Below are 18,767 nucleotides of genomic sequence, written 5' to 3' on the forward strand. Positions count from 1 at the left end.
GGCAGCGCTCAGGCCACCACCGATGTGGTCAGCACACACACTTCGCCCTCAGATCATGGACTCGAACCATGTGGGTTCGTCAAGCAGCGCCTGCTTGATCCGGATGAGGGCGTCGTCCTGCAGCTTCGGCAGGGCGTCCACGTCGAACCAGCCCACCTGGAGCGACTCGTCGTCGTTGACGCGGGCTTCCCCGCCGATGGCTCGGCACCGGAAGGTGGTGTCCATGAACTGGCAGACGTCGCCGTTGGTGTAGGTCACCCGCTCCCCGGCCGCGACCATGACGACGCGCTCGACCTCGGCGCGCACCGCCGTCTCCTCGTACACCTCGCGGACCGCGCAGACCGCGGGCTGCTCCCCCGGCTCCGGAATGCCGGAGATGAGCGCCCACCTGTGGTTGTCGGAACGCTGGCCGAGCAGAACACGGCCTTCGTCGTCGAAGACCACGGTGGTGACCCCGGGGAGCCAGAGGAGCTGGTGGCCCGCGAAGGCCCGGATCTCGCGGATGAAGTCGGGAGTAGGCATGTCCCCGACCCTATCCGCGCGATTCGCCCGCTTCCGCGCGGGCACGGAGACCCGGTCTAAACGGTGTTCCGCCGCGATCGGACCGCCGTCGTGGCGGCCCAGCCGAGGCCGCCCGCCGCGACGAGCACCAGGATCAGTTCCGGGACGATGCCGAGCTTCGTGGCCGGGGTCTCGGAGGAACGCAGCGGAACCTTCTGGACGAGCGAGTCGGCGACGAACATGCCGGTCCTCTGGGTGATCTTCCCGTCGGGCATGATCACGGCGCTGACACCGCTCGTCACGGGCACCGTGACGGTGCGGCTGTGCTCGACGGCGCGGACGCGGGACATGGCGAGCTGCTGGTAGGTCATCTCGCTGCGGTCGAAGGTCGCGTTGTTGCTGGGCACCGAGATGATCTGCGCGCCGTCGGTGACGGTGCTGCGCACGGCCCAGTCGAACGCCGCCTCGTAACAGGTGACGAGTCCGATACCGGTGCCGTTCATCTTGAACACACCCGGCTCGGTGCCGCGGCTGAAGTCCTGGCGGACCATGCTCGTCCAGTCCTTGTTGATGGCGCCGAGCAGCGGACGCAGAGGAAGGTACTCGCCGAACGGCTGGACCTGCCGCTTGTCGTACGTGTCCACCGGACCCTTGTCCGGGTCCCACAGGATCTGCTCGTTGTAGAGCTTGCCGTTCCGCTCGACGACCGCGCCGACGGAGACGGGGGCGCCGATCGCCTTGGCTGCCTGGTCGATCACGTAGCTGGCGTCCGCGTTGGCGAACGGGTCGATGTCGGAGGAGTTCTCCGGCCACAGCACCAGGTCGGGCTTGGGCTTCTTGCCCGCCTTGACCTCGGCGGCCAGGCGCTCGGTCTCCCGCACATGGTGGTCGAGGACGGCGCGCCGCTGGGCGTTGAAGTCGAGTCCCGCGCGCGGGACGTTGCCCTGGATGACCGCGACCGTCGCCGTGCCGTCCTCGGCCTTGTCGCTGACGAGCATCCGCGCGGCGAGCGCTCCGACGACGGGGACGGCGACGCTGAGCAGCGCCACGACGGCCGCGCCGCGGCGCAGGACGCCGGTGTCGCGCCGTTCGACGGCCAGACGGACGATCTCGTACAGCCCGAAGCCGCACAGGACTACGGCGAAGCCGAGCACCGGAGTGCCACCGAGCGCGGCGAGCGGCAGGAACACGCCGTCGGCCTGGCCGAACGCGATCTTCCCCCAGGGGAAGCCGCTGAAGGGCGCACGCGCGCGTGCCGCCTCCCCGGCGATCCACAGGGTCGCCGCCCACAGCGGCCATCCGGGCAGCCGGGAGACGAAGGTGATCCCCGCGCCGACCAGGGCGACGTAGACCGCCTCCATGGCGACGAGGGCGAGCCAGGGACCGGAGCCGACCTCGACGCCGGTCCAGACCAGCAGCGGCAGCAGGAATCCGAGGCCGAACAGATAGCCGAGGCCGAGTCCGGCCTTCCAGGAGCGACCGCGCAGGATCCAGCCGAAGACCGCGAAGGCCGGCAGGGCGAGCCACCACAGGGTCCGTGGCGGGAAGCTGACGTACAGCAGCACTCCGGAGAGCGCCGCGGCGGCGGCCGGGACGAGGCGACGAACCAGGGCTGACCCGCGCGGGGCGGGCACGGCCTGGGGTTCGAGCTGTTCCGGCTCGTCTACGGTGGTTGCGGTGGCGGTCACTCGGGGAGTGTACGGCGCCTGACCAGGGCGCGGACAGCTCGGCCTGCGCGGTCCCACCCCTCGTCGGGTCGCCTCGCACGGACCTGCCGCAACGTTCCTGCACAACGGGTCCCCAAACCGGCGCATCACCCGTTACGGTGTGGCCGAGCCTCTGACGTGCGGCCTGATGCGGTGACGGCGCCCAGGGCCGGGCAGAGTCGGGGGGCGACGGGGGTGGGTTCCGCGGGGACGACGTCCACGGCCGAAACGGTGGCCACGGGCGAAAGACGCAACGCTTCGGACGTCGCCGGCATGATCGTGCTCGCAGCCTGCGCCGCCTGGTCGCTGATCACGGCGGCGGCTCACGAGGGCCGGCCCGAGGGCATGCTCCTCGCGGTGCTCGCCGTGGCGGCCGGCTACGCCGCGGGACGGATCTCCGGAGCGCTCCTGCCGGTGGCGGCCCCCTGTGCCGCGGCGGCGGCCGGACTCGGCCTCGCGATCGCCACGCCCGGCCCGCAGATCAGCCTCCAGCTCGGCCACACCGGTGCCACGGCCGCGCTGCTCACCCTCGCCTGCGGCGCCGCGTGCTGCGCGGCCTGGGCCGCGCGCCCGCCCGCCCTGCGGCTCGCGCTGCGCCTGTCGGGCGCCGGGACCGCGGTGACGGCGGCACTCCTCGGTTCCACCACCGCGGTCGTCCTGTGCACCGGGGTCCTGCTGTGCTCGCTCGCCACCGCCCGGGTACGCCGCCGGGCCCTCGGCCTGACGGGGTTCGCGGCCGCCGCGGCCCTGGTGACCGGGGCGGCCTGGGCGATCGGCGAGGACGCGCTGCCGGGCGGACTGACCGCCTCCCTGGAGGGCCAGCTCACCGAGCACCGCGTCCTGCTGTGGCACGACGCCCTGCGCATGGCCCGCGCCGACCCCGTGCTGGGGGTCGGGCCCGGCCGCTACGGAGAGCTCAGCCCCACGGTGACCCAGTCCCTGCTGCCCGACGGCAAACCCCACTCCGCACCCCTCCAGCAGGCCGCCGAACAGGGTCTGACCGGAGTGCTCCTGCTCGCGGTGGCGTTCTGCTGGGTCCTGTACGCGCTTCTGCGCTCGCCGCGCACCACACCGATCGCGCTGACGGCGGGCGCGGCCCTGACGGCGGTGGCCGCGATCGCGTCGATCGGCAACGCGCTGAGCTTCATGACGGTGACCGCGGGTGCGGGACTGCTGGCCGGGTTCGCGACCGCACGACCGCTCACCTCTGGGGAGCCGGACACCGTCCCGGTCCCGGCCCGGCACCCCGGCGGTCACCTCGGTTCGTGAACGGCATCCTCGCGGTCACCTCGGTACGTGAGCGACGGCCGGGCCGCCGTCCGTCAGCGCGGGACGCTGGTCGTGTCCGGGCGCAGACGGCCGCGGATGATCCGGACCGCCGCCTCGGCGTTGTCCACGGTGATCGTGAACGTATGGCCGTCGCCCAGGCGCAGCACCACGCCCTCGCCCCTCCGGACGACGACGGCGGTTCCCTGCTCGGGCCGCCAGCGATACCCCCAGCCGCCCCACTGGCGCGGGTTGACCTGGGGCGCGAAGTCGGCACCGACGACCGTGGAGAGCGGGATGCGGCGCCGCGGCACTCCTATGTGGCCGCAGCGCACCTCCAGGCAGTCCTCGTACACCTTCACGGCGACGTGTACGAACGCGAGCGTGCCGAAGAGGATGAGCAGTCCGGCGGCGATGCATCCGACGACGGACATGATCAGCGGTGCGGCTCCCGACGTCCAGCCCGACGTCACGGCCAGCTCGATCCCGAGAGCCAGGCAGGCCACGCCGCCCAGGGCGGGGAGCCACTGGACGCGGTTCCTCGCACGCCCGGTCCAGATCGCCGGGTGCGGGGAGGTTTCGCCGTGGGGGTGGTCCCTCATGCCCATGAGACTACTCAGATTCCGCTGCGCGGGCACCGGGTCGCGGAGCGTCACTCCGCCGGGTGGCCGAGACTCCCACCGAGGGTGTCCCCTTGGTCACCTGACGTCCCCGTGGAGCGGATGCGAGCCCGTCGCTCAGCGTGCGGAGCTGACCGCCGACAGAATGCGGCCTTCCTCATAGGTGAGCGCCGTGGCGGGCAGCGCCCCCTCGCGTCCGCCCAGAAGCACCGTGACCGTGGAGTCGGCGGGGGCTCCGGGGTCCGGAAGCTCGCCGATCCGGCGCAGCGCCTGGGCGGCGACCGCTTCGGCGGAACCGTGCAGGACGAGCGGCGGGCGGCCCGGACGCTGCACGGCGGCGCGGATGCGCTCGGCGACGAGCTCGTAGTGGGTGCATCCCAGGACGACGGCCGTGACGTCCTCGGGGGTGTGCGCGGCGGCGGCCTCGATCGCCGCGTCGATGGCCGCCTGATCGGCGTACTCGACGGCGTCCGCGAGTCCGGGACAGGCCACCTCGGTGACCGCCACTCCGTCGGCGAACTCCTTGATCAGGCCCCGCTGGTACGGGCTGCCCGTGGTGGCCGGCGTGGCCCAGATCGCGACGGGTCCGCCGCCCGCGGCGGCCGGCTTGATGGCCGGGACGGTGCCGATGACGGGCACCTCCGGCTCGAGACGGGCGCGCAGGGCCGGCAGGGAACGCACGGAAGCGGTGTTGCAGGCGACGATCAGGGCGTCGGGCCGGTGCAGCGCGGCGGCCTCGGCGACCGCGAGGGCAAGCGCGGTGACGCCTTCCGGCGTGCGGGGTCCCCAGGGCATGCTGCCGGGGTCGGAGGAGAGGACGAGATCCGCGTCGGGCCGCAGTCGACGTACCGCGGCGGCAGCAGCGAGCAGTCCGATTCCGGAGTCCATGAGCGCGATCTTCACCCGGTCACCATAGACGATCCGTCTTTACGGGCGACCCCGGTGGGGCAGACTGCGGCGGGTGAGCGCCCTCGTGTGGATCGCCGTCGGATCACTGGCAGCGTGGCTGTGGCTGCTGCTCTGCCAGGGCTTCTTCTGGCGTACGGACGTACGACTGCCCCCCTGCCGTGAGCCGTCGGACTGGCCTGTCGTCTGCGTCGTGGTGCCGGCCCGGGACGAGGCCGCCGTCCTGCCCGAGAGCCTTCCCTCGCTCCTGGCCCAGGACTATCCGGGGCGGGCCGAGATCTTCCTCGTCGACGACGGCAGTTCGGACGGCACGGGTGAGCTGGCCCGCGAACTGGCGCGCCGGCACGGCGGGCTGCCGCTCACCGTCAGCTCGCCGGGAGAACCCCCGGCGGGCTGGACGGGCAAGCTCTGGGCCGTACGCCACGGCATCGGCCTCGCCCGCGCGCGGGAACCCGAATTCCTCCTGCTGACCGACGCGGACATCGCGCACGCCCCGGACAGCCTGCGGCTCCTGGTGGCGGCGGCCCGCACAGGTGGCTTCGATCTCGTCTCGCAGATGGCACGGCTGCGGGTGGAGAGCCTCTGGGAACGGCTCGTCGTGCCCGCCTTCGTCTACTTCTTCGCGCAGCTCTACCCGTTCCGCCGGATCGCCGTGAAGGGCTCACGGACGGCGGCCGCGGCGGGCGGATGCGTCCTGCTGCGCGCGGACACCGCCGAGCGGGCGCGGATCCCGGACGCGATCCGGGATGCCGTCATCGACGACGTGGCGCTCGCCCGTGCCGTCAAGCGGGGCGGCGGCCACATCTGGCTGGGGCTCGCCGAGCGGGTGGACAGCGTGCGTCCCTATCCGCGGCTGCGTGACCTGTGGCGCATGGTTTCGCGCAGCGCGTACGCGCAGCTGCGGCACAGTCCGCCGCTGCTCGCCGGGACGGTCGCCGGGCTCGCCGTGGTGTACCTGGCGCCGCCGGTCGCCCTCGTGGCGGGCCTGGCCGCGGGGAGCACGTGGGCGGCGTCCGCCGGGGGGCTGGCCTGGCTGGTGATGACGGCGACCTATGTACCGATGCTCCGCTACTACCGGCAGCCCTTGGCCCTCGCTCCCCTGCTGCCGGTCACCGCGTTCCTCTATCTCCTGATGACGGTCGACTCCGCGGTGCAGCACTACAGGGGACGCGGCGCGGCCTGGAAAGGCCGCACCTACGCGCGTCCCGGCGCCGCCCTCGACGAGAGCTGAGAGACGGGGCGTGCGGATGGCCGGTGCTTCCGTTTCGGTCTCCCGCCGGGCGGGAGGGACCTCTCCCGCCCGGCGGACACGTCATTTCCTTCCGGGCGGACGCGTCATTTCCTTCCGGGCGTCCAGTTCATGCCCCAGCCGTAGACCTGGTCGACGGTGCGCTGCGGACTCACGCCGCGCGCGGGGATCAGGTACCGGGCCTCGCGCTGGATGAGCAGGTCGGCGCCGTTGCCGGTGATGAGGGCGAGCGCGCAGACCGTGGAGGGCACTGTGCACTCGTCGAGCGAGAAGTCGATGGGCGCGCCGTTCTGCGGCTGCAGGGTGACCGTGGCATGGAGATCGGCGAAGGAGCGCGCGCCTTCGTAGATGGTCACGAAGATGAGGATGCGCCGGAAACTCTGCTTGTGATCGAGGTTGATGGTGAGGTTCTCTCCACTGGCCAGGGCCCCGGTGCGGTCGTCCCCGTCGAGATGGATGAACGGCGGCTGGTGCAGTGCCCCGAAGGCGTTGCCGAGTGCCTGTACGACTCCCTTGCGGCCGTCGGACAGTTCGTACAGCGCGCACAGGTCGAGGTCGAGGTCCGCGTGCATGGCGACGGCCCGGCCGCGTTTGCTGCCCCACCCCGAGAACTGCTTGCGCACTTCCCAGTTGAGGTTCACGCGCATGGAACCGGTCGTACCCCCCTGTTTGGAGAGCGAGACGGAGGGCGCCTCCTTGGTCAGCGTCACCTTGGAGAGACGGACGGGCGCCGGAGGGGCCGCGGGCGGCTGCGGGGCTATGGGTGGCGGCACGGTGACCGGCGGGGCGACCGGTGGTGGCGCGGTGACCGGCGGGGCCACGGGGGGCGGGGGCCCCTGCACGAGGGTGGCGGGTCCCTGGGGCGCGGCGGCGGGCGCCGCCGCCTGCTGCGGCTCGTCCACGGTGATCCCGTAGTCGGTGGCCAGCCCTTCGAGGCCGCTTCCGTAGCCCTGGCCGACGGCACGGAACTTCCAGGCGCCCTGGCGCCGGTAGAACTCGCCCAGGACGAAGGCGGTCTCCACGGTCGCGTCGGTGCTGTCGAAGCGGGCGATCTCGGTGCCCTGCCGTGCGTCGAGCACCCGGATGGACAGGCCGGGAACGCGCCCGAAGGAGCCGCCGTCCGCGGACGCGGCCAGGACCACGGTCTCGACGACGGGTTCCACGCGCGTGAGGTCGACGAGCAGCGCGTCGGTCACCTGGCCGCCGTCGTTCCGCTTGCCCTCGTGGCGCACGGCGCCGGAGGAGTGCGCCGGCTGGTTGTAGAAGACGAAGTCGCCGTCCGAACGAACCTTTCCGGCCACCAGCAGAAGGGCGGACGCATCGACGTCGGGCACCCCCTGTCCTGACCCCCACCCCAATTCCACCCTGAGTGCGCTCGTCGGGACAGGAACATTAGATCCCTTAGGCATTGACATGTACGCCCCCATCACGTGTCTCCGCGCCGGTGCGAGTCCCGAACGGACCGCCGGCTCCGTTCCCGCCAAACCTAATCCCCAGGTCCACCCACACCCATGACCTGCGCAGGAAGATCCTGGTCAACCGCCGGTAACCCGTCCGAAGCTCGGCCTTTACACGATCTCAACCATCTTTGACGTCCTTTTTTGCCAAGTTCGCTCGCATTGGGGATCCCGCGTCACCCCGCACACGGAAAACAACCCTCTTATCGGTCTCCCCAACCAGCACATCGTGGGCTTAACTTATGTGCCATGACCTCCCCCCGCTCCACCTATGGCGGCGGTTACTACTCCGCCTTCCAGGACACCCCGATCTACGACTCCCTCGTCGCCGAGCGGGGTACCCCTCAGATCGCCCCGATCCGGGTCCCTTCCGCCTACGACCCGGGCATGAGCAACAACCTCCCGGCACTGCCGTCCGCGCTCCCCGCGCTGCCGGCCGGCCCGTCCTCCTACGGCTACCAGCCCGCCCAGCAGCCCTCTCCGCTGCAGCAGGCTCCCGCGCCGTACATCCCGCAGCAGGTCGGCGCGCCTCGGGGCTATCCCAGCCCCCAGCCGCAGCAGCCCCGCCCGATGGCGGCCGGCACGGGCTTCGAGGCGATGCGCCCCGCGGCTCCCCGCCCCGCCCCCGCTCCGTACCAGGACCCGTACAACGGTCAGCAGTACCGCGGGTACTGACACCCTCGAACCGCATTGTCGGTACTCCCTGGCACCATGGCGGTCATGGGGAACGCGGTGCTGCACTCGATTCACGTCCATCCGGTCAAAGCCTTCCGGAGCACAACACTCCAGGAGGCCGAGGTCGAGCCCTGGGGGCTGGCCGGAGATCGACGCTGGATCCTGATCGACGACGGGGGAAAGGTCGTCACGCAACGCGAGCAGCCGCGTCTGGCGCTGGCCGCCGCCGAGATACTCTCCGGCGGCGGCCTCCGTCTGTCCGCCGAGAACCGCGAGCCCGTGACGGTTCCCGTGCCCGAACCCATCGGTACGACCACGGTGGAGATCTTCGGCGACAAGGTGCAAGCCGTCCTCGCCGACAGGGCCGCGCACGACTGGTGCAGCGCGTACCTGGGCACCGACGTGCGCCTCGCCCACATGGACGATCCGGCCGCCCGCCGGCCCGTCGACCCTGAATTCGCGCTGCCGGGCGAGACCGTCAGCTTCGCCGACGGCTATCCGCTGCTGGTCACCACGCTCGGATCGCTGGACGCGCTCAACTCCCTGATCGCGCGGGGCGACCGGGCCGAGGAGGGCCCGTTGCCGATGAGCCGATTCCGGCCGAACGTCGTCGTCTCCGGAACCGAGGCCTGGGCCGAGGACGACTGGTCGAGGATCGCCATCGGCGAGGTCACCTTCCGGGTCACCAAGATGTGCGGCCGTTGCGTCGTCACCACGACCGACCAGGACACCGCCCGACGCGGCAAGGAGCCCCTGCGGACCCTCGCCCGGCACCGGCGCTTCGCCGGAAAGCCGGTGTTCGGGCAGAACCTGGTGCCCGAGACCCGCGGCTCGCTGCGGGTCGGCGACCCGGTCACGGTGCTCGCGTAGCCCGCCCGATGACATTCCGCCAGAGCCGGGCCACCGGGAACCCTACGGCCGGGCGGGATCGTTGAGTCTGCGTGAGATGTACCTGAAGGGCCCTGGGGGAGGGTGAGGTCGGCCTCTCTTCCGGGCATCGTGCGTGAACGGCTCCGCTGCTGGTAATGACGGAGGCGGAAGGGGGTGCTGGACGGTGCGCGCGATCATCGGTCTCTGGCGCTGGCGGCGCAATCCGCTGCGCCGTACGACAGATCTCGTGGAGGCCTGGCTGGCCCTGGCCGCGCTCCTGCTCGTCCTGTTCGCGGCACCCCTGGCCGGAGCGGCCGTCGGGGTCTCGGTGCAGGAGACACTGCAGAAGGCCGTACGGGACCAGCGCAAGGACCGGCACCATGTGGCGGCCGTCGTCGTCAGGAAACTGTCCCGGGGCCCGCTGGCCCCCGACCCCGAGACCCCGTCGGGGCGGGACGCGCGCAGCCGGGTCGTGGCCGACTGGACCGCGCCCGACGGCACCCCACGGCGCGGCACCGTGATCGCCGACCTGAAGTCGCCGCTCCCGGGAGACCGGTTCTCGATCTGGACCGACCGGCACGGCCGAATAATGGGCCGCCCGCTGAACGCCGCCACCGCGACCGCGCACTCGGCTCTGGCCGGCTTCGGTGCGGCGGTGCTGTCGGCCGGACTCCTGGAGGGCGGCAGACGGTTGATCCTGTGGCACATGATCCGCCGGCGTCACGCCCGATGGGACCGGGCCTGGGCCAAGGCGGGTCCTGACTGGGGCAAGGCAGACACCGGCAGCTGACGGCCTTCCCGCTCCGGTCAACCGGGTACCCCCGCGCACGCTACGGTGGACCGGCCGAACCGATCGGCATCGTCGTGAGAGGCTGTCCGGCAGGGGCCGGGATCCCGACCGACGGGGCATCAGCACGACCTCGCAGGACCCGCGTACGACGAGGTGGGGGCACAACAGCGCCATGGCACAGGGCACGGTCCAGGTGACGCACACCGGAACCTCGCGGTGGCGGCGCCGCACGGGTGAGTACGCATCGCTGGCCGCCGCCCTGGAAGCCGCGGCCGACGGTGATGTGCTGACCGTCGCTCCCGGCACCTACCGGGAGAACCTCGTGGTGGAGCGCGCGGTGACACTGCGCGGCCCCGAGGGTTCCCCCGGCTCCGTGCGCATCGCGCCGGTCGACGGCGTGGCCCTGACCGTACGCGCCTCGGCCGTCGTCCAGGACCTGCACGTCGAGGGCCAGGACTCGGCCTCGCCCGCGCTGCTCGTCGAGGACGGCACACCGGAACTGCTGGACATACGGGTCGTCACGCGCTCCGCGGCCGGGATCGAGGTCCGCGGGGGCGCCCGGCCCACCGTGCGCCGTTGCACCGTCGACAACCCGGCGGGCGTCGGCATCGCCGTACTGGACGGCGGCGGCGGGGTGTTCGAGGAGTGCGAGGTCGTGGCGGCCGGTCAGTCGGGGGTCGTGGTCCGCGGGGGCGCGCGTCCACGTCTCGAGCGCTGCCGGGTGCACCACACTTCCGGTCCTGGGCTGTCGGCGACCGGCGAGAACTCCTCGCTGGAGGCGGTGGGTTGCGAGGTGTACGAGGTCAAGGGCTCCGGGGTGCAGATCACCGCCCGGGCCACGGCCCACCTCACCGACTGCGATGTGCACCGGACGACTGCGGACGGCGTCACCCTCGACACCGACGCCGTGCTCACGCTCGCCGACTGCCGCATCCACGACATCCCGGAGAACGCGGTCGATCTCCGCTCGCGCTCGGTACTCACCCTGACCCGTACGAGCGTGCGGCAGTTCGGGCGCAACGGCCTGTCGGTCTGGGACCCGGGCACCCGCGTGGACGCCAACCAGTGCGAGATCTTCGACAGCACGGGCGACTACCCCGCGGTGTGGGTGAGCGACGGCGCGACCGCCATACTGGACTCGTGCCGGGTGCACGACGTGCCGGACGCGCTGTTCGTCCTCGACCGCGGTTCACGCGCGGACGTCGTCGACTGCGACATCTCCCAGGTGCGCAACACCGCGGTGTCGGTGAGCGACGGCGCGACCGCGCAGCTCGACGACTGCCGCATCCGGGACGCCGCCACCGGAGCCTGGTTCCGCGACCACGGCAGCGGCGGCACGCTGTCCAGCTGCATCATCGACAGCACCCAGACCGGCGTGATCGTCACCAAGGGCGCCGATCCGGCCTTCGAGCGCTGCACGGTCACCTCCCCCGCCGAGGCGGGCTTCTATGTCTCGGCGGACGGCCGGGGCAGCTTCACGAACTGCCGGGTGGCGGACAGCGGGGGCTACGGCTTCCACGTGATCGACGGCTGCCGGTCGACCCTGCGCAAGTGCCGTACGGAGCGATGCGCACGCGGGGGCTACGAATTCGCCGACGCGGGCTCGGCTCCCGGCTCGGGTCCCGTCGTCGAGGACTGCACGAGTGATGAGAGCGCGTCGCTGCGCACCCCGGCGCACGAGGCGGCCGTCGAGACCTCGGCCTCGTCCGTGAGTCTGCTGGGGACGATCCCCGGTCAGCGCAGCACCGAACGGGAACCGGTCGTCACCGGCGCGGAGCCCGCCCAGCCGGCTCGCGGACCGAAGATCGTCCTCGGTGAACTCGACACGCTGGTGGGCCTGGACAACGTCAAACGCGAGGTGCGGGCCCTCACCGACATGATCGAGGTGGGCCGCCGCCGGCAGCAGGCGGGCCTCAAGGCTGCGTCCGCACGGCGCCATCTCGTCTTCACCGGCTCCCCCGGCACCGGCAAGACGACCGTCGCCCGGCTGTACGGCGAGATCCTGGCCTCTCTGGGTGTACTGGAGAAGGGGCATCTCGTCGAGGTGTCCCGGGTGGACCTGGTCGGTGAGCACATCGGGTCGACCGCGATCCGCACCCAGGAGGCGTTCGACCGGGCGCGCGGCGGTGTGCTGTTCATCGACGAGGCGTACGCGCTGTCCCCGGAGGACTCGGGCCGCGACTTCGGGCGCGAGGCCATCGACACGCTGGTGAAGCTGATGGAGGACCACCGGGAGGCAGTGGTGGTGATCGTCGCCGGGTACACCGCGGAGATGGAGCGGTTTCTGTCGGTCAACCCCGGGGTGGCGTCCCGCTTCTCACGGACGATCACCTTCAACGACTACATCCCCACCGAATTGCTGCGAATCGTCGAGCAACAGGCCGAGGAGCACGAGTACCGGCTGGGTCCGGGCGCGCCCGAGGCGGTCCTGAAGTACTTCACCGCCGTCCCGAGAGGGCCCGCCTTCGGCAACGGCCGCACGGCGCGGCAGACGTTCGAGGCGATGGTGGAACGGCATGCGGGCCGGGTCGCCAAGCTGACCGAGCCGAGCACGGACGACTTGACCCTGCTCTACGCGGAGGACCTGCCGGAGCTGCCCTGAGCGTCCTCCCGGGGTCGCTGGCCCGGCACCTCGGGCAGCAACCGCTCCAGCAGGAGTTCACGCTCGACGGCGAAGACCGGGTCCGCCTGGTAGTCGGAGTGGCCGAGAACCGGCGCGGGCAGCGGCTGCCGGTCGGTGCGCCCGTAGGCGAGCGGGTCCTTCAAGGGCTCGTGGTCGACTTCGGGACCGCAGCCGCCGGGCAGCCTGACGGGTCCGCCGATCGGGTCGCTGCGACGGTACAGATTGCGCCAGCAGGCGACCTCGCGGTGCAGCGACGCCAGCGCGGAGGGGCCGAAGTGAGCCGGGAACCAGCGTCCGTACAGGCGCTCCAGCGGTGAGCCGTAGGTAAGGAGCGCGATCTTCCCGCGCACCGAGGGCTTGAGCTGCCAGGCCGCGGCGGCCGCCAGCACACTGCCCTGGGAGTGTCCGGAGAGCACGAGCCGCCCGCCGGTCGCCCGGGTCCAGGTGGCCATCCGCCAGGTGAGGTCCGGCACCGCGCGCTCGGCGTAGCAGGGCGGCGCGAAGGGGTGGGCCGCGCGCGGCCAGAAGGTGCCGACGTCCCAGAGAATGCCGATGGTGCGCCGCGCGGCGGGGTCCTTGTAGGCGCGGCGGCCCCAGGTGACGAACAGGATGAAGCCGAGGCCGATCAGCCAGGAGCCCAGCGCCTGCGCGGTCTCGGCCGCGCCGTGGACGAACCCGTTCGCCCCGCGCGCCGCCTCGCTGGGTGCGTCACCGGTGGCGAGGGCCCCGGCGAGGGCACAGGCTCCGAGCAGCAGGGTCACGGACGAGAGGGCGCCGACGATGAGCGGCGCGCGGTCGGTGAGCGCGGCCATCGCGCGGGTGCTCGCGATACGACGGGTGCGGGCGGAGTCCTTGGGCTCGCCCGCGTACTCGCGCTCGACGGCGGTCATCTCACGGCGGCGAAGCTGCCAGGTGCGGCGGGCGAGCCAGCCGGTGAGGGCGAGCAGGACGAGGAGCAGCGGCGGGATCACGGAGGCCTGCCAGGTCAGCAGGACGGGCGGGCCGGGGATCGAGTGACGGGTGCCGTCGAGCCAGTCGGCGACCCGCTGAGCCACTCCCCCGGACATCACGCCGCCGAGCGCGCAGCCGAGCATGGCGACGGCGGGTCCCGCGAAGCCGCGCATCGCGGTCCGCGGGCCGGGGGTACCGTTCGCCGTCCCGGGCGCGTCGAGGACCTGAGGGGTGGTGCCGTACAGAATGCGGGCGACCACGCACAGTGCGATCACGAGCAGGCCCTGTACGAGGGCGAGGCCGCCGAACGTGGCGTCGCCCGGCAGACGCCCCGCCGAGTGCCAGTGGGGCCGCGACCAGCCGGCGTACACCAGCGTGAGGGCGAGGAGGGCGACCGCTCCGAGCGGCAGCCGGCGCACGAGCGCCAGGTCGCGTCCGTGGTCGATCCGGTTCTCGCTGCGGCCGCGACGGCAGACCACCCACAGCACAACAACCCCGCCCGCAACGAGCGTTGCGTTCACGAGCACGCCCAGCGTTTCCAGCACGGCGGACCCGCCCGGCGCGCGGTCGTGACGGGCGGCCGGAGAGCCCACGGCGGCGGCGACGGTCAGGAATCCCGCGGCGGTGTGCGCGGCGCGCAGCCGGGCCACCAGCCGGCGCCCGTACCAGAAGCCGGGGCGGCCGAGTCCGGTGCCGTCGGTCTCCTCGTCGGTCTCGGCCGCGCGGGCCATCGGCTGCTGCGACTCGTACGCGCTCCAGGTGCGGTGGGACAGGTACCACAGGAGTGTGGTGAGCGCCGCGGGCACCAGTCCGGCCAGGGCGAGGCGGCGGCCCGGCAGGCTCCACCAGCCGGCGTCGGTCCCGTCCGGGGAGAGGAAGCCGAGCCAGGAGTGGTTGCGCACGCACGCACGGGTGCCCGCGCACTGCCAGGCGGCCAGGTCGAGGGCGACCTCGCAGGCGGCGGCGACCAGCAGGACCGTGAGCGTGAGACCGGCGAGACGGACGAGCAGCCCGTACAGGCGCACCGTCCGCCCGTGACCGTGCGAGGCCGGGCGCATCCAGTGCGCGAGGTTGACCACCATGAAGGGCAGGAGGAGGAGCCACAGGGCGCGGGCCCCGTTGCCGGACGTGAGGTTGCACCATACGTACGCCTCGCGCACCGGCCCGCCGCGGTGGTCACCGGGGCGCTCCTCGGCGTCGGTGTCGTCGGCACGCCGGAAGACGGCCGCCGTCGCGTCGCCGGTGATCCGGACCGTCCGCGGATCGTTCAGCATCTCCTCCGGCGTGGTGCCGCCGACTCCGTGGACCAGGAGTTCCAGGGCGCTGCCTGCTGCTTCGAGCCGTTGTACGGGGCTGCCGGGCTCCCCGTCGACGGCATGTTCCCGTGCACGTTCCACTGTTCCGCACTTCCCCGTGCCACGCGTGTCTCAGGTGTCATGTGCAGGCACAAGGGTCTCGTGCTCCGGGCCTCCTGCGCACCCGAAGGCACGGAATCTCCCCGATACGTGTGAATACGGCGGCACAGGAGGGGCACAGCGGGCGCACGGGCAGTGGCGCGACCGAGGGTGTCCCGTGCGAGGATGGGTCGTCCTCCAGACCTCGGGCAAGGAGAATGTCCACGTGGGAGCGGGTTCGGGCGGAGTGTCGGGCAGGCAGCGACGAAAGGACCGGAGCGGTCGTGAGTGAGAATCAGAACCTCCTCGCGGAGCAGCGTCGCGCTCTGATCCTCGACGAGGTGCGCCGCCGCGGTGGCGTCCGCGTGAACGAGCTGACGCGAAGACTCGGTGTCTCCGACATGACGGTCCGCCGTGACCTCGACGCGCTGGCCCGTCAGGGTGTCGTCGAGAAGGTGCACGGCGGCGCGGTGCCGGTGGTCGAGGCGAGCACGCACGAACCGGGTTTCGAGGCCAAGTCGGGTCTGGAACTGACCGCCAAGGAGGACATCGCGCGCACCGCGGCCGAGTTGGTCGCACCGGGCTCGGCGATCGCCCTCTCCGGCGGTACGACGACGTACGCCCTGGCTCATCACCTGGTGGACGTCCCGGACCTGACCGTGGTCACCAACTCGGTACGTGTGGCTGACGTGTTCCACTCGGCGCAGCGCACCTCGGGTCAGCGTCAGGGCGCCGCGACCGTCGTTCTCACCGGTGGGGTGCGCACGCCGTCCGACTCGCTCGTCGGACCGGTGGCCGATCAGGCCATCGCGGCCCTGCACTTCGACGTCCTCTTCCTCGGTGTGCACGGCATATCGGCCGAGGCCGGGCTGTCGACGCCGAACCTCGCGGAGGCGGAGACCAACCGGCGGCTCGTGCAGTCCGCGCGACGCGTCGTCGTGGTGGCGGACCACACCAAGTGGGGCACGGTGGGCCTCAGTTCGTTCGCCACGCTCGACCAGGTCGACACGCTGGTGACCGACGCCGGGATGCCCGCCGCGGCCCGCGCGGAGATCTCGGACCATCTGCGCCTGGTGGTGGCCGGTGAACCCGAGGACGATACAGACATCTGACGGTCCGCCAGCTATGGTGACGCTGCCCGCGCCGCCGGTCACGCCGTCGGCGCCGTCCTGGAGCGGGTGCGCCCGGCCGACGCTCGCGGCCGGTCGGCCGGTTCCGACTGACGGCCTGTCGAGTCCGGTTCAATGAGACCGCCGCCGAGTCCGGTGCCGTGAGCGAGTCGGACCGGATTCGCGGGGGGGGCGGCCGAGCGGGCTGTGACAGGTGTTTTCCGCGCACATGGAGACCGAGACCGGAACCTTGTTCCGGTGAGGGGGTTCGTTCATGGCACGTCGACTGCGTCCGGTGGGACCCGACTTCGTCGAGACCGCTCCGCTGCGTCTGGTGTTCGCGCGGGAAATCGCCGCCCCTCCCGAGGCCGTCTTCTCCGCGCTCGCCGACGATGTGTCCGGATGGAGCGAGTGGTTCTCGGCGGTGACCCTCGTCCGGCCCACCGCCGACGGCACCGGGCGCGAGGTACGACTCCGCGGCGGAACGCGCTTCGAGGAGACCGTCCTGGTCAGCCAGGGTCCCGAGGTGTACACGTACCGGGCGGACGTCACGAACGCGCCGGGGCTCCGCGCTCTGGCCGAGGAGTGGCGGCTGACGCCCGCGGGCACGGGGACGCGCGTGCAATGGACCTTCGCCGCCGACGGAACGGCCTTGTTCCGGGCGGCACTCACCGTGGGGCGCAGCGGCCTGGGGCGTGCCTTCCGCGGCGCGGTGACGGCGCTGGACCGGCGACTGGCGTCGGCACCGGCCTGAACCGCCGGGGTCCGAGACGTCGGGCTCGAGGCCCGGACTACCGCCCGTCGAGCGCCTTGTCGAGGGTGAGGGTCGCGTCGATGAGGGCGAGGTGGGTGAACGCCTGCGGGAAATTGCCGAGTTGGCGGCCCGTCAGGTCGACCTCCTCCGAGTACAGGCCCAGATGGTTGGCGTACCCCGTCATCTTCTCGTACACCAGTCGTGCCTGGTCCGTCCGCCCCGCCCGGACGAGGGCGTCGACGTACATGAACGTGCACAGCGAGAAGGTGCCCTCCGAGCCGCGCAGGCCGTCGGGCGACGCCTCCGGGTCGTAGCGGTAGACGAGGCTGTCGCTGACCAGTTTCCGCTCGATGGCATCCAGGCTCGAGGCCCAGATCGGGTCCTCGGGGCTGACGAACCCGACCGTGGACATGCGCAGCAGCGAGGAGTCCAGTACGTCGCTGCCGTAGTGCTGGACGAAGGCCTGCTGTTCCTCGCTCCATCCCTTGGCCATGACCTGGTCGTAGGCGGCGTCCCGCTCGGTCTGCCACCGTCCGTACGCGGACGGCCAGCCCTTCGCCTCGGCGAGGCGCAGGGCGCGGTCGAACGCCACCCATGACATGACCCGGCCGTAGGTGAAGTCCTGGCGGCCTCCGCGGGTCTCCCAGATCCCCTCCTCCGGCTGGTCCCAGTGGTCGGCCAGCCAGTCCAGGTTCTCCCGCATGGAGGTCCATCCCGCGTGCCCGATCTGGAATCCGCGCTGGTGCGCGAAGTACATGCTGTCCAGCGCCTCGCCGTAGATGTCCAGTTGGAGCTGCGTCGCGGCGCCGTTGCCGATCCGTACCGGTGCGGAGCCCGCATAGCCCTCCCAGTGACCGAGGATCTGCTCCTCCAGGTCGGACGAGCCGTCGACCTTGTACATGACGTTGAGCGGGCCCGTGGTCCCGCTCTCGCCGGCCCGCTCCTTGACCCGGTCGCTCAGCCAGGCGATGAACGCCCGGGCCTCTTCGGTGAAGCCCAGCCCCAGCAGGGCGTACACGGAGAAGGAGGCGTCGCGGATCCAGGTGAAGCGGTAGTCCCAGTTGCGTTCGCCGCCCAGTTGCTCCGGGAGAGCCGTGGTCGGGGCGGCCACCAGGGCGCCGCTCGGTGCGAAGGTCATGAGCTTGAGCGTGATCGCGGAACGCTCCACCGTCTCGCGCCAGCGCCCGGTGTAGCGGGACTGCGCCAGCCAAGAGCGCCAGAACGCCACGGTCTGGTCGAAGAGCCGTTGGTACGCGTCCAGGCGGATCTCGGTCGGCGGCCCCTCGGCGCCCATCTCCAGCACCAGCCCGCGCTGTTGACCGGCCTGCAGCGTCACCGACAGGCGCAGGGCGCCGTCCTGGTCCGTGAGAACGTCGAGGAGCCGCTCGTCCTCCGGTTCACGGATGGGGTGCATGGTGAGTTCGGTGCCGTCCTCCGCGGCGAAGACCGCTCCGTGCCCGGTGATGTGCGCCTCGTGCTTCGCGCGTCCGTAGTCGAACCGCGGGGCGATCTCCACCTCGAACGTCATGCTGCCGCGCACACAGCGGATCAGACGCACCAGACGGTGGCGGGAGGTGACCGTCGTACCGGTCACGGGCATGAAGTCGACCACCTCGCCGGCGCCCGCCTCGGTCATGAACCGTGTCACCAGGATCGCCGTGCCGGGCAGGTACAACTGCTTGGTCGCATGGGTCGGCTGCACCGGCCGGACCGTGCAGTGACCACCCTTCTCCTGGTCCAGCAGCGCCCCGAAGACACTGGGCGAGTCGAACCGCGGGGAGCAGAACCAGTCGACCGTGCCCTCGGTGGTCACCAGCGCCGCGGTCTGCAGATCGCCGATGAGACCGTGGTTCTCGATCAGTGGATAGCCGTCCATCACAGCGCCCCTTTCGGTTG

The 18,767-nt window shown here is 71.8% G+C and carries 15 protein-coding genes; 8 read left to right on the forward strand and 7 right to left on the reverse strand.

What is annotated here, in order from left to right; translation table 11 throughout:
* Window positions 1–48 precede the first annotated feature (48 nt).
* Together OG410_RS06295 and lnt are read right to left on the reverse strand one after the other, a co-directional pair.
* Window positions 49–522, reverse strand: coding sequence for an NUDIX hydrolase (locus OG410_RS06295; RefSeq protein WP_329298216.1), 474 nt, complete (start codon window positions 520–522; stop codon window positions 49–51).
* 56 nt (window positions 523–578) lie between these two features.
* Window positions 579–2,189 carry an apolipoprotein N-acyltransferase gene (gene lnt, locus OG410_RS06300; RefSeq protein WP_329298217.1) on the reverse strand — a complete coding sequence of 537 codons (1,611 nt, stop codon included), beginning with the start codon at window positions 2,187–2,189 and terminating at the stop codon, window positions 579–581.
* Window positions 2,190–2,480: 291 nt separating this feature from the next.
* On the opposite strand from lnt, the gene OG410_RS06305 reads away from it, so the two are divergent.
* Window positions 2,481–3,476 carry an O-antigen ligase family protein gene (locus OG410_RS06305; protein ID WP_329298218.1) on the forward strand — a complete coding sequence of 332 codons (996 nt, stop codon included), beginning with the start codon at window positions 2,481–2,483 and terminating at the stop codon, window positions 3,474–3,476.
* Window positions 3,477–3,529: 53 nt separating this feature from the next.
* Here OG410_RS06305 and OG410_RS06310 read toward each other — a convergent pair whose 3' ends face one another.
* Together OG410_RS06310 and OG410_RS06315 are read right to left on the reverse strand one after the other, a co-directional pair.
* A complete protein-coding gene (locus OG410_RS06310; protein ID WP_329298219.1) occupies window positions 3,530–4,075 on the reverse strand; it encodes a hypothetical protein in 546 nt (181 codons plus the stop codon).
* 135 nt (window positions 4,076–4,210) lie between these two features.
* Window positions 4,211–4,996 (reverse strand): glutamate racemase, encoded by a 786-nt coding sequence (locus tag OG410_RS06315; RefSeq protein WP_326789368.1) that lies wholly within the window; start codon window positions 4,994–4,996, stop codon window positions 4,211–4,213.
* Window positions 4,997–5,054: 58 nt separating this feature from the next.
* On the opposite strand from OG410_RS06315, the gene OG410_RS06320 reads away from it, so the two are divergent.
* Window positions 5,055–6,230 carry a glycosyltransferase gene (locus OG410_RS06320; protein ID WP_329298220.1) on the forward strand — a complete coding sequence of 392 codons (1,176 nt, stop codon included), beginning with the start codon at window positions 5,055–5,057 and terminating at the stop codon, window positions 6,228–6,230.
* 104 nt (window positions 6,231–6,334) lie between these two features.
* On the opposite strand, the gene OG410_RS06325 is transcribed toward OG410_RS06320, so the two are convergent.
* Window positions 6,335–7,663, reverse strand: coding sequence for a TerD family protein (locus OG410_RS06325; RefSeq protein ID WP_329304038.1), 1,329 nt, complete (start codon window positions 7,661–7,663; stop codon window positions 6,335–6,337).
* Between the two features lie 291 nt (window positions 7,664–7,954).
* Between OG410_RS06325 and OG410_RS06330 the strand changes: the two genes are divergently transcribed.
* The 4 genes from OG410_RS06330 (at window position 7,955) to OG410_RS06345 (ending at window position 12,642) form a co-directional block, all read left to right on the forward strand.
* Window positions 7,955–8,380, forward strand: coding sequence for a DUF6643 family protein (locus tag OG410_RS06330; protein WP_328665129.1), 426 nt, complete (start codon window positions 7,955–7,957; stop codon window positions 8,378–8,380).
* Window positions 8,381–8,425: 45 nt separating this feature from the next.
* A complete protein-coding gene (locus OG410_RS06335; protein WP_329298221.1) occupies window positions 8,426–9,250 on the forward strand; it encodes an MOSC domain-containing protein in 825 nt (274 codons plus the stop codon).
* 184 nt (window positions 9,251–9,434) lie between these two features.
* A complete protein-coding gene (locus tag OG410_RS06340; protein ID WP_329298222.1) occupies window positions 9,435–10,040 on the forward strand; it encodes an Rv1733c family protein in 606 nt (201 codons plus the stop codon).
* 172 nt (window positions 10,041–10,212) lie between these two features.
* A complete protein-coding gene (locus OG410_RS06345; protein WP_329298223.1) occupies window positions 10,213–12,642 on the forward strand; it encodes a right-handed parallel beta-helix repeat-containing protein in 2,430 nt (809 codons plus the stop codon).
* On the opposite strand, the gene OG410_RS06350 is transcribed toward OG410_RS06345, so the two are convergent.
* Window positions 12,612–15,011 (reverse strand): hypothetical protein, encoded by a 2,400-nt coding sequence (locus OG410_RS06350; protein ID WP_443063720.1) that lies wholly within the window; start codon window positions 15,009–15,011, stop codon window positions 12,612–12,614. The two genes, OG410_RS06345 and OG410_RS06350, sit on opposite strands and share 31 nt — an antisense overlap.
* A 281-nt stretch (window positions 15,012–15,292) precedes the next feature.
* Here OG410_RS06350 and OG410_RS06355 point away from each other — a divergent pair, with 281 nt between their 5' ends.
* Window positions 15,293–16,120 carry a DeoR/GlpR family DNA-binding transcription regulator gene (locus tag OG410_RS06355; protein WP_326789360.1) on the forward strand — a complete coding sequence of 276 codons (828 nt, stop codon included), beginning with the start codon at window positions 15,293–15,295 and terminating at the stop codon, window positions 16,118–16,120.
* A 271-nt stretch (window positions 16,121–16,391) separates the two neighbouring features.
* Window positions 16,392–16,871 carry an SRPBCC family protein gene (locus OG410_RS06360; RefSeq protein ID WP_329298224.1) on the forward strand — a complete coding sequence of 160 codons (480 nt, stop codon included), beginning with the start codon at window positions 16,392–16,394 and terminating at the stop codon, window positions 16,869–16,871.
* A 37-nt stretch (window positions 16,872–16,908) separates the two neighbouring features.
* On the opposite strand, the gene OG410_RS06365 is transcribed toward OG410_RS06360, so the two are convergent.
* Window positions 16,909–18,747 (reverse strand): glycoside hydrolase family 15 protein, encoded by a 1,839-nt coding sequence (locus OG410_RS06365; protein ID WP_329298225.1) that lies wholly within the window; start codon window positions 18,745–18,747, stop codon window positions 16,909–16,911.
* Window positions 18,748–18,767: the final 20 nt, after the last annotated feature.

This window comes from Streptomyces sp. NBC_00659 (assembly GCF_036226925.1).
GTDB lineage: Bacteria > Actinomycetota > Actinomycetes > Streptomycetales > Streptomycetaceae > Streptomyces.

Bases quoted from the DNA above. Each gene is read 5' to 3' on its own strand.
- OG410_RS06295 (WP_329298216.1), bottom strand. From the start codon at position 522: ATGCCTACTCCCGACTTCATCCGCGAGATCCGGGCCTTCGCGGGCCAC.
- OG410_RS06335 (WP_329298221.1), top strand. From the start codon at position 8,426: ATGGGGAACGCGGTGCTGCACTCGATTCACGTCCATCCGGTCAAAGCC.
- OG410_RS06325 (WP_329304038.1), bottom strand. From the start codon at position 7,663: ATGTCAATGCCTAAGGGATCTAATGTTCCTGTCCCGACGAGCGCACTC.
- OG410_RS06305 (WP_329298218.1), top strand. From the start codon at position 2,481: ATGATCGTGCTCGCAGCCTGCGCCGCCTGGTCGCTGATCACGGCGGCG.
- OG410_RS06365 (WP_329298225.1), bottom strand. From the start codon at position 18,747: ATGGACGGCTATCCACTGATCGAGAACCACGGTCTCATCGGCGATCTG.
- OG410_RS06330 (WP_328665129.1), top strand. From the start codon at position 7,955: ATGACCTCCCCCCGCTCCACCTATGGCGGCGGTTACTACTCCGCCTTC.
- OG410_RS06310 (WP_329298219.1), bottom strand. From the start codon at position 4,075: ATGAGGGACCACCCCCACGGCGAAACCTCCCCGCACCCGGCGATCTGG.
- OG410_RS06360 (WP_329298224.1), top strand. From the start codon at position 16,392: ATGGCACGTCGACTGCGTCCGGTGGGACCCGACTTCGTCGAGACCGCT.
- OG410_RS06345 (WP_329298223.1), top strand. From the start codon at position 10,213: ATGGCACAGGGCACGGTCCAGGTGACGCACACCGGAACCTCGCGGTGG.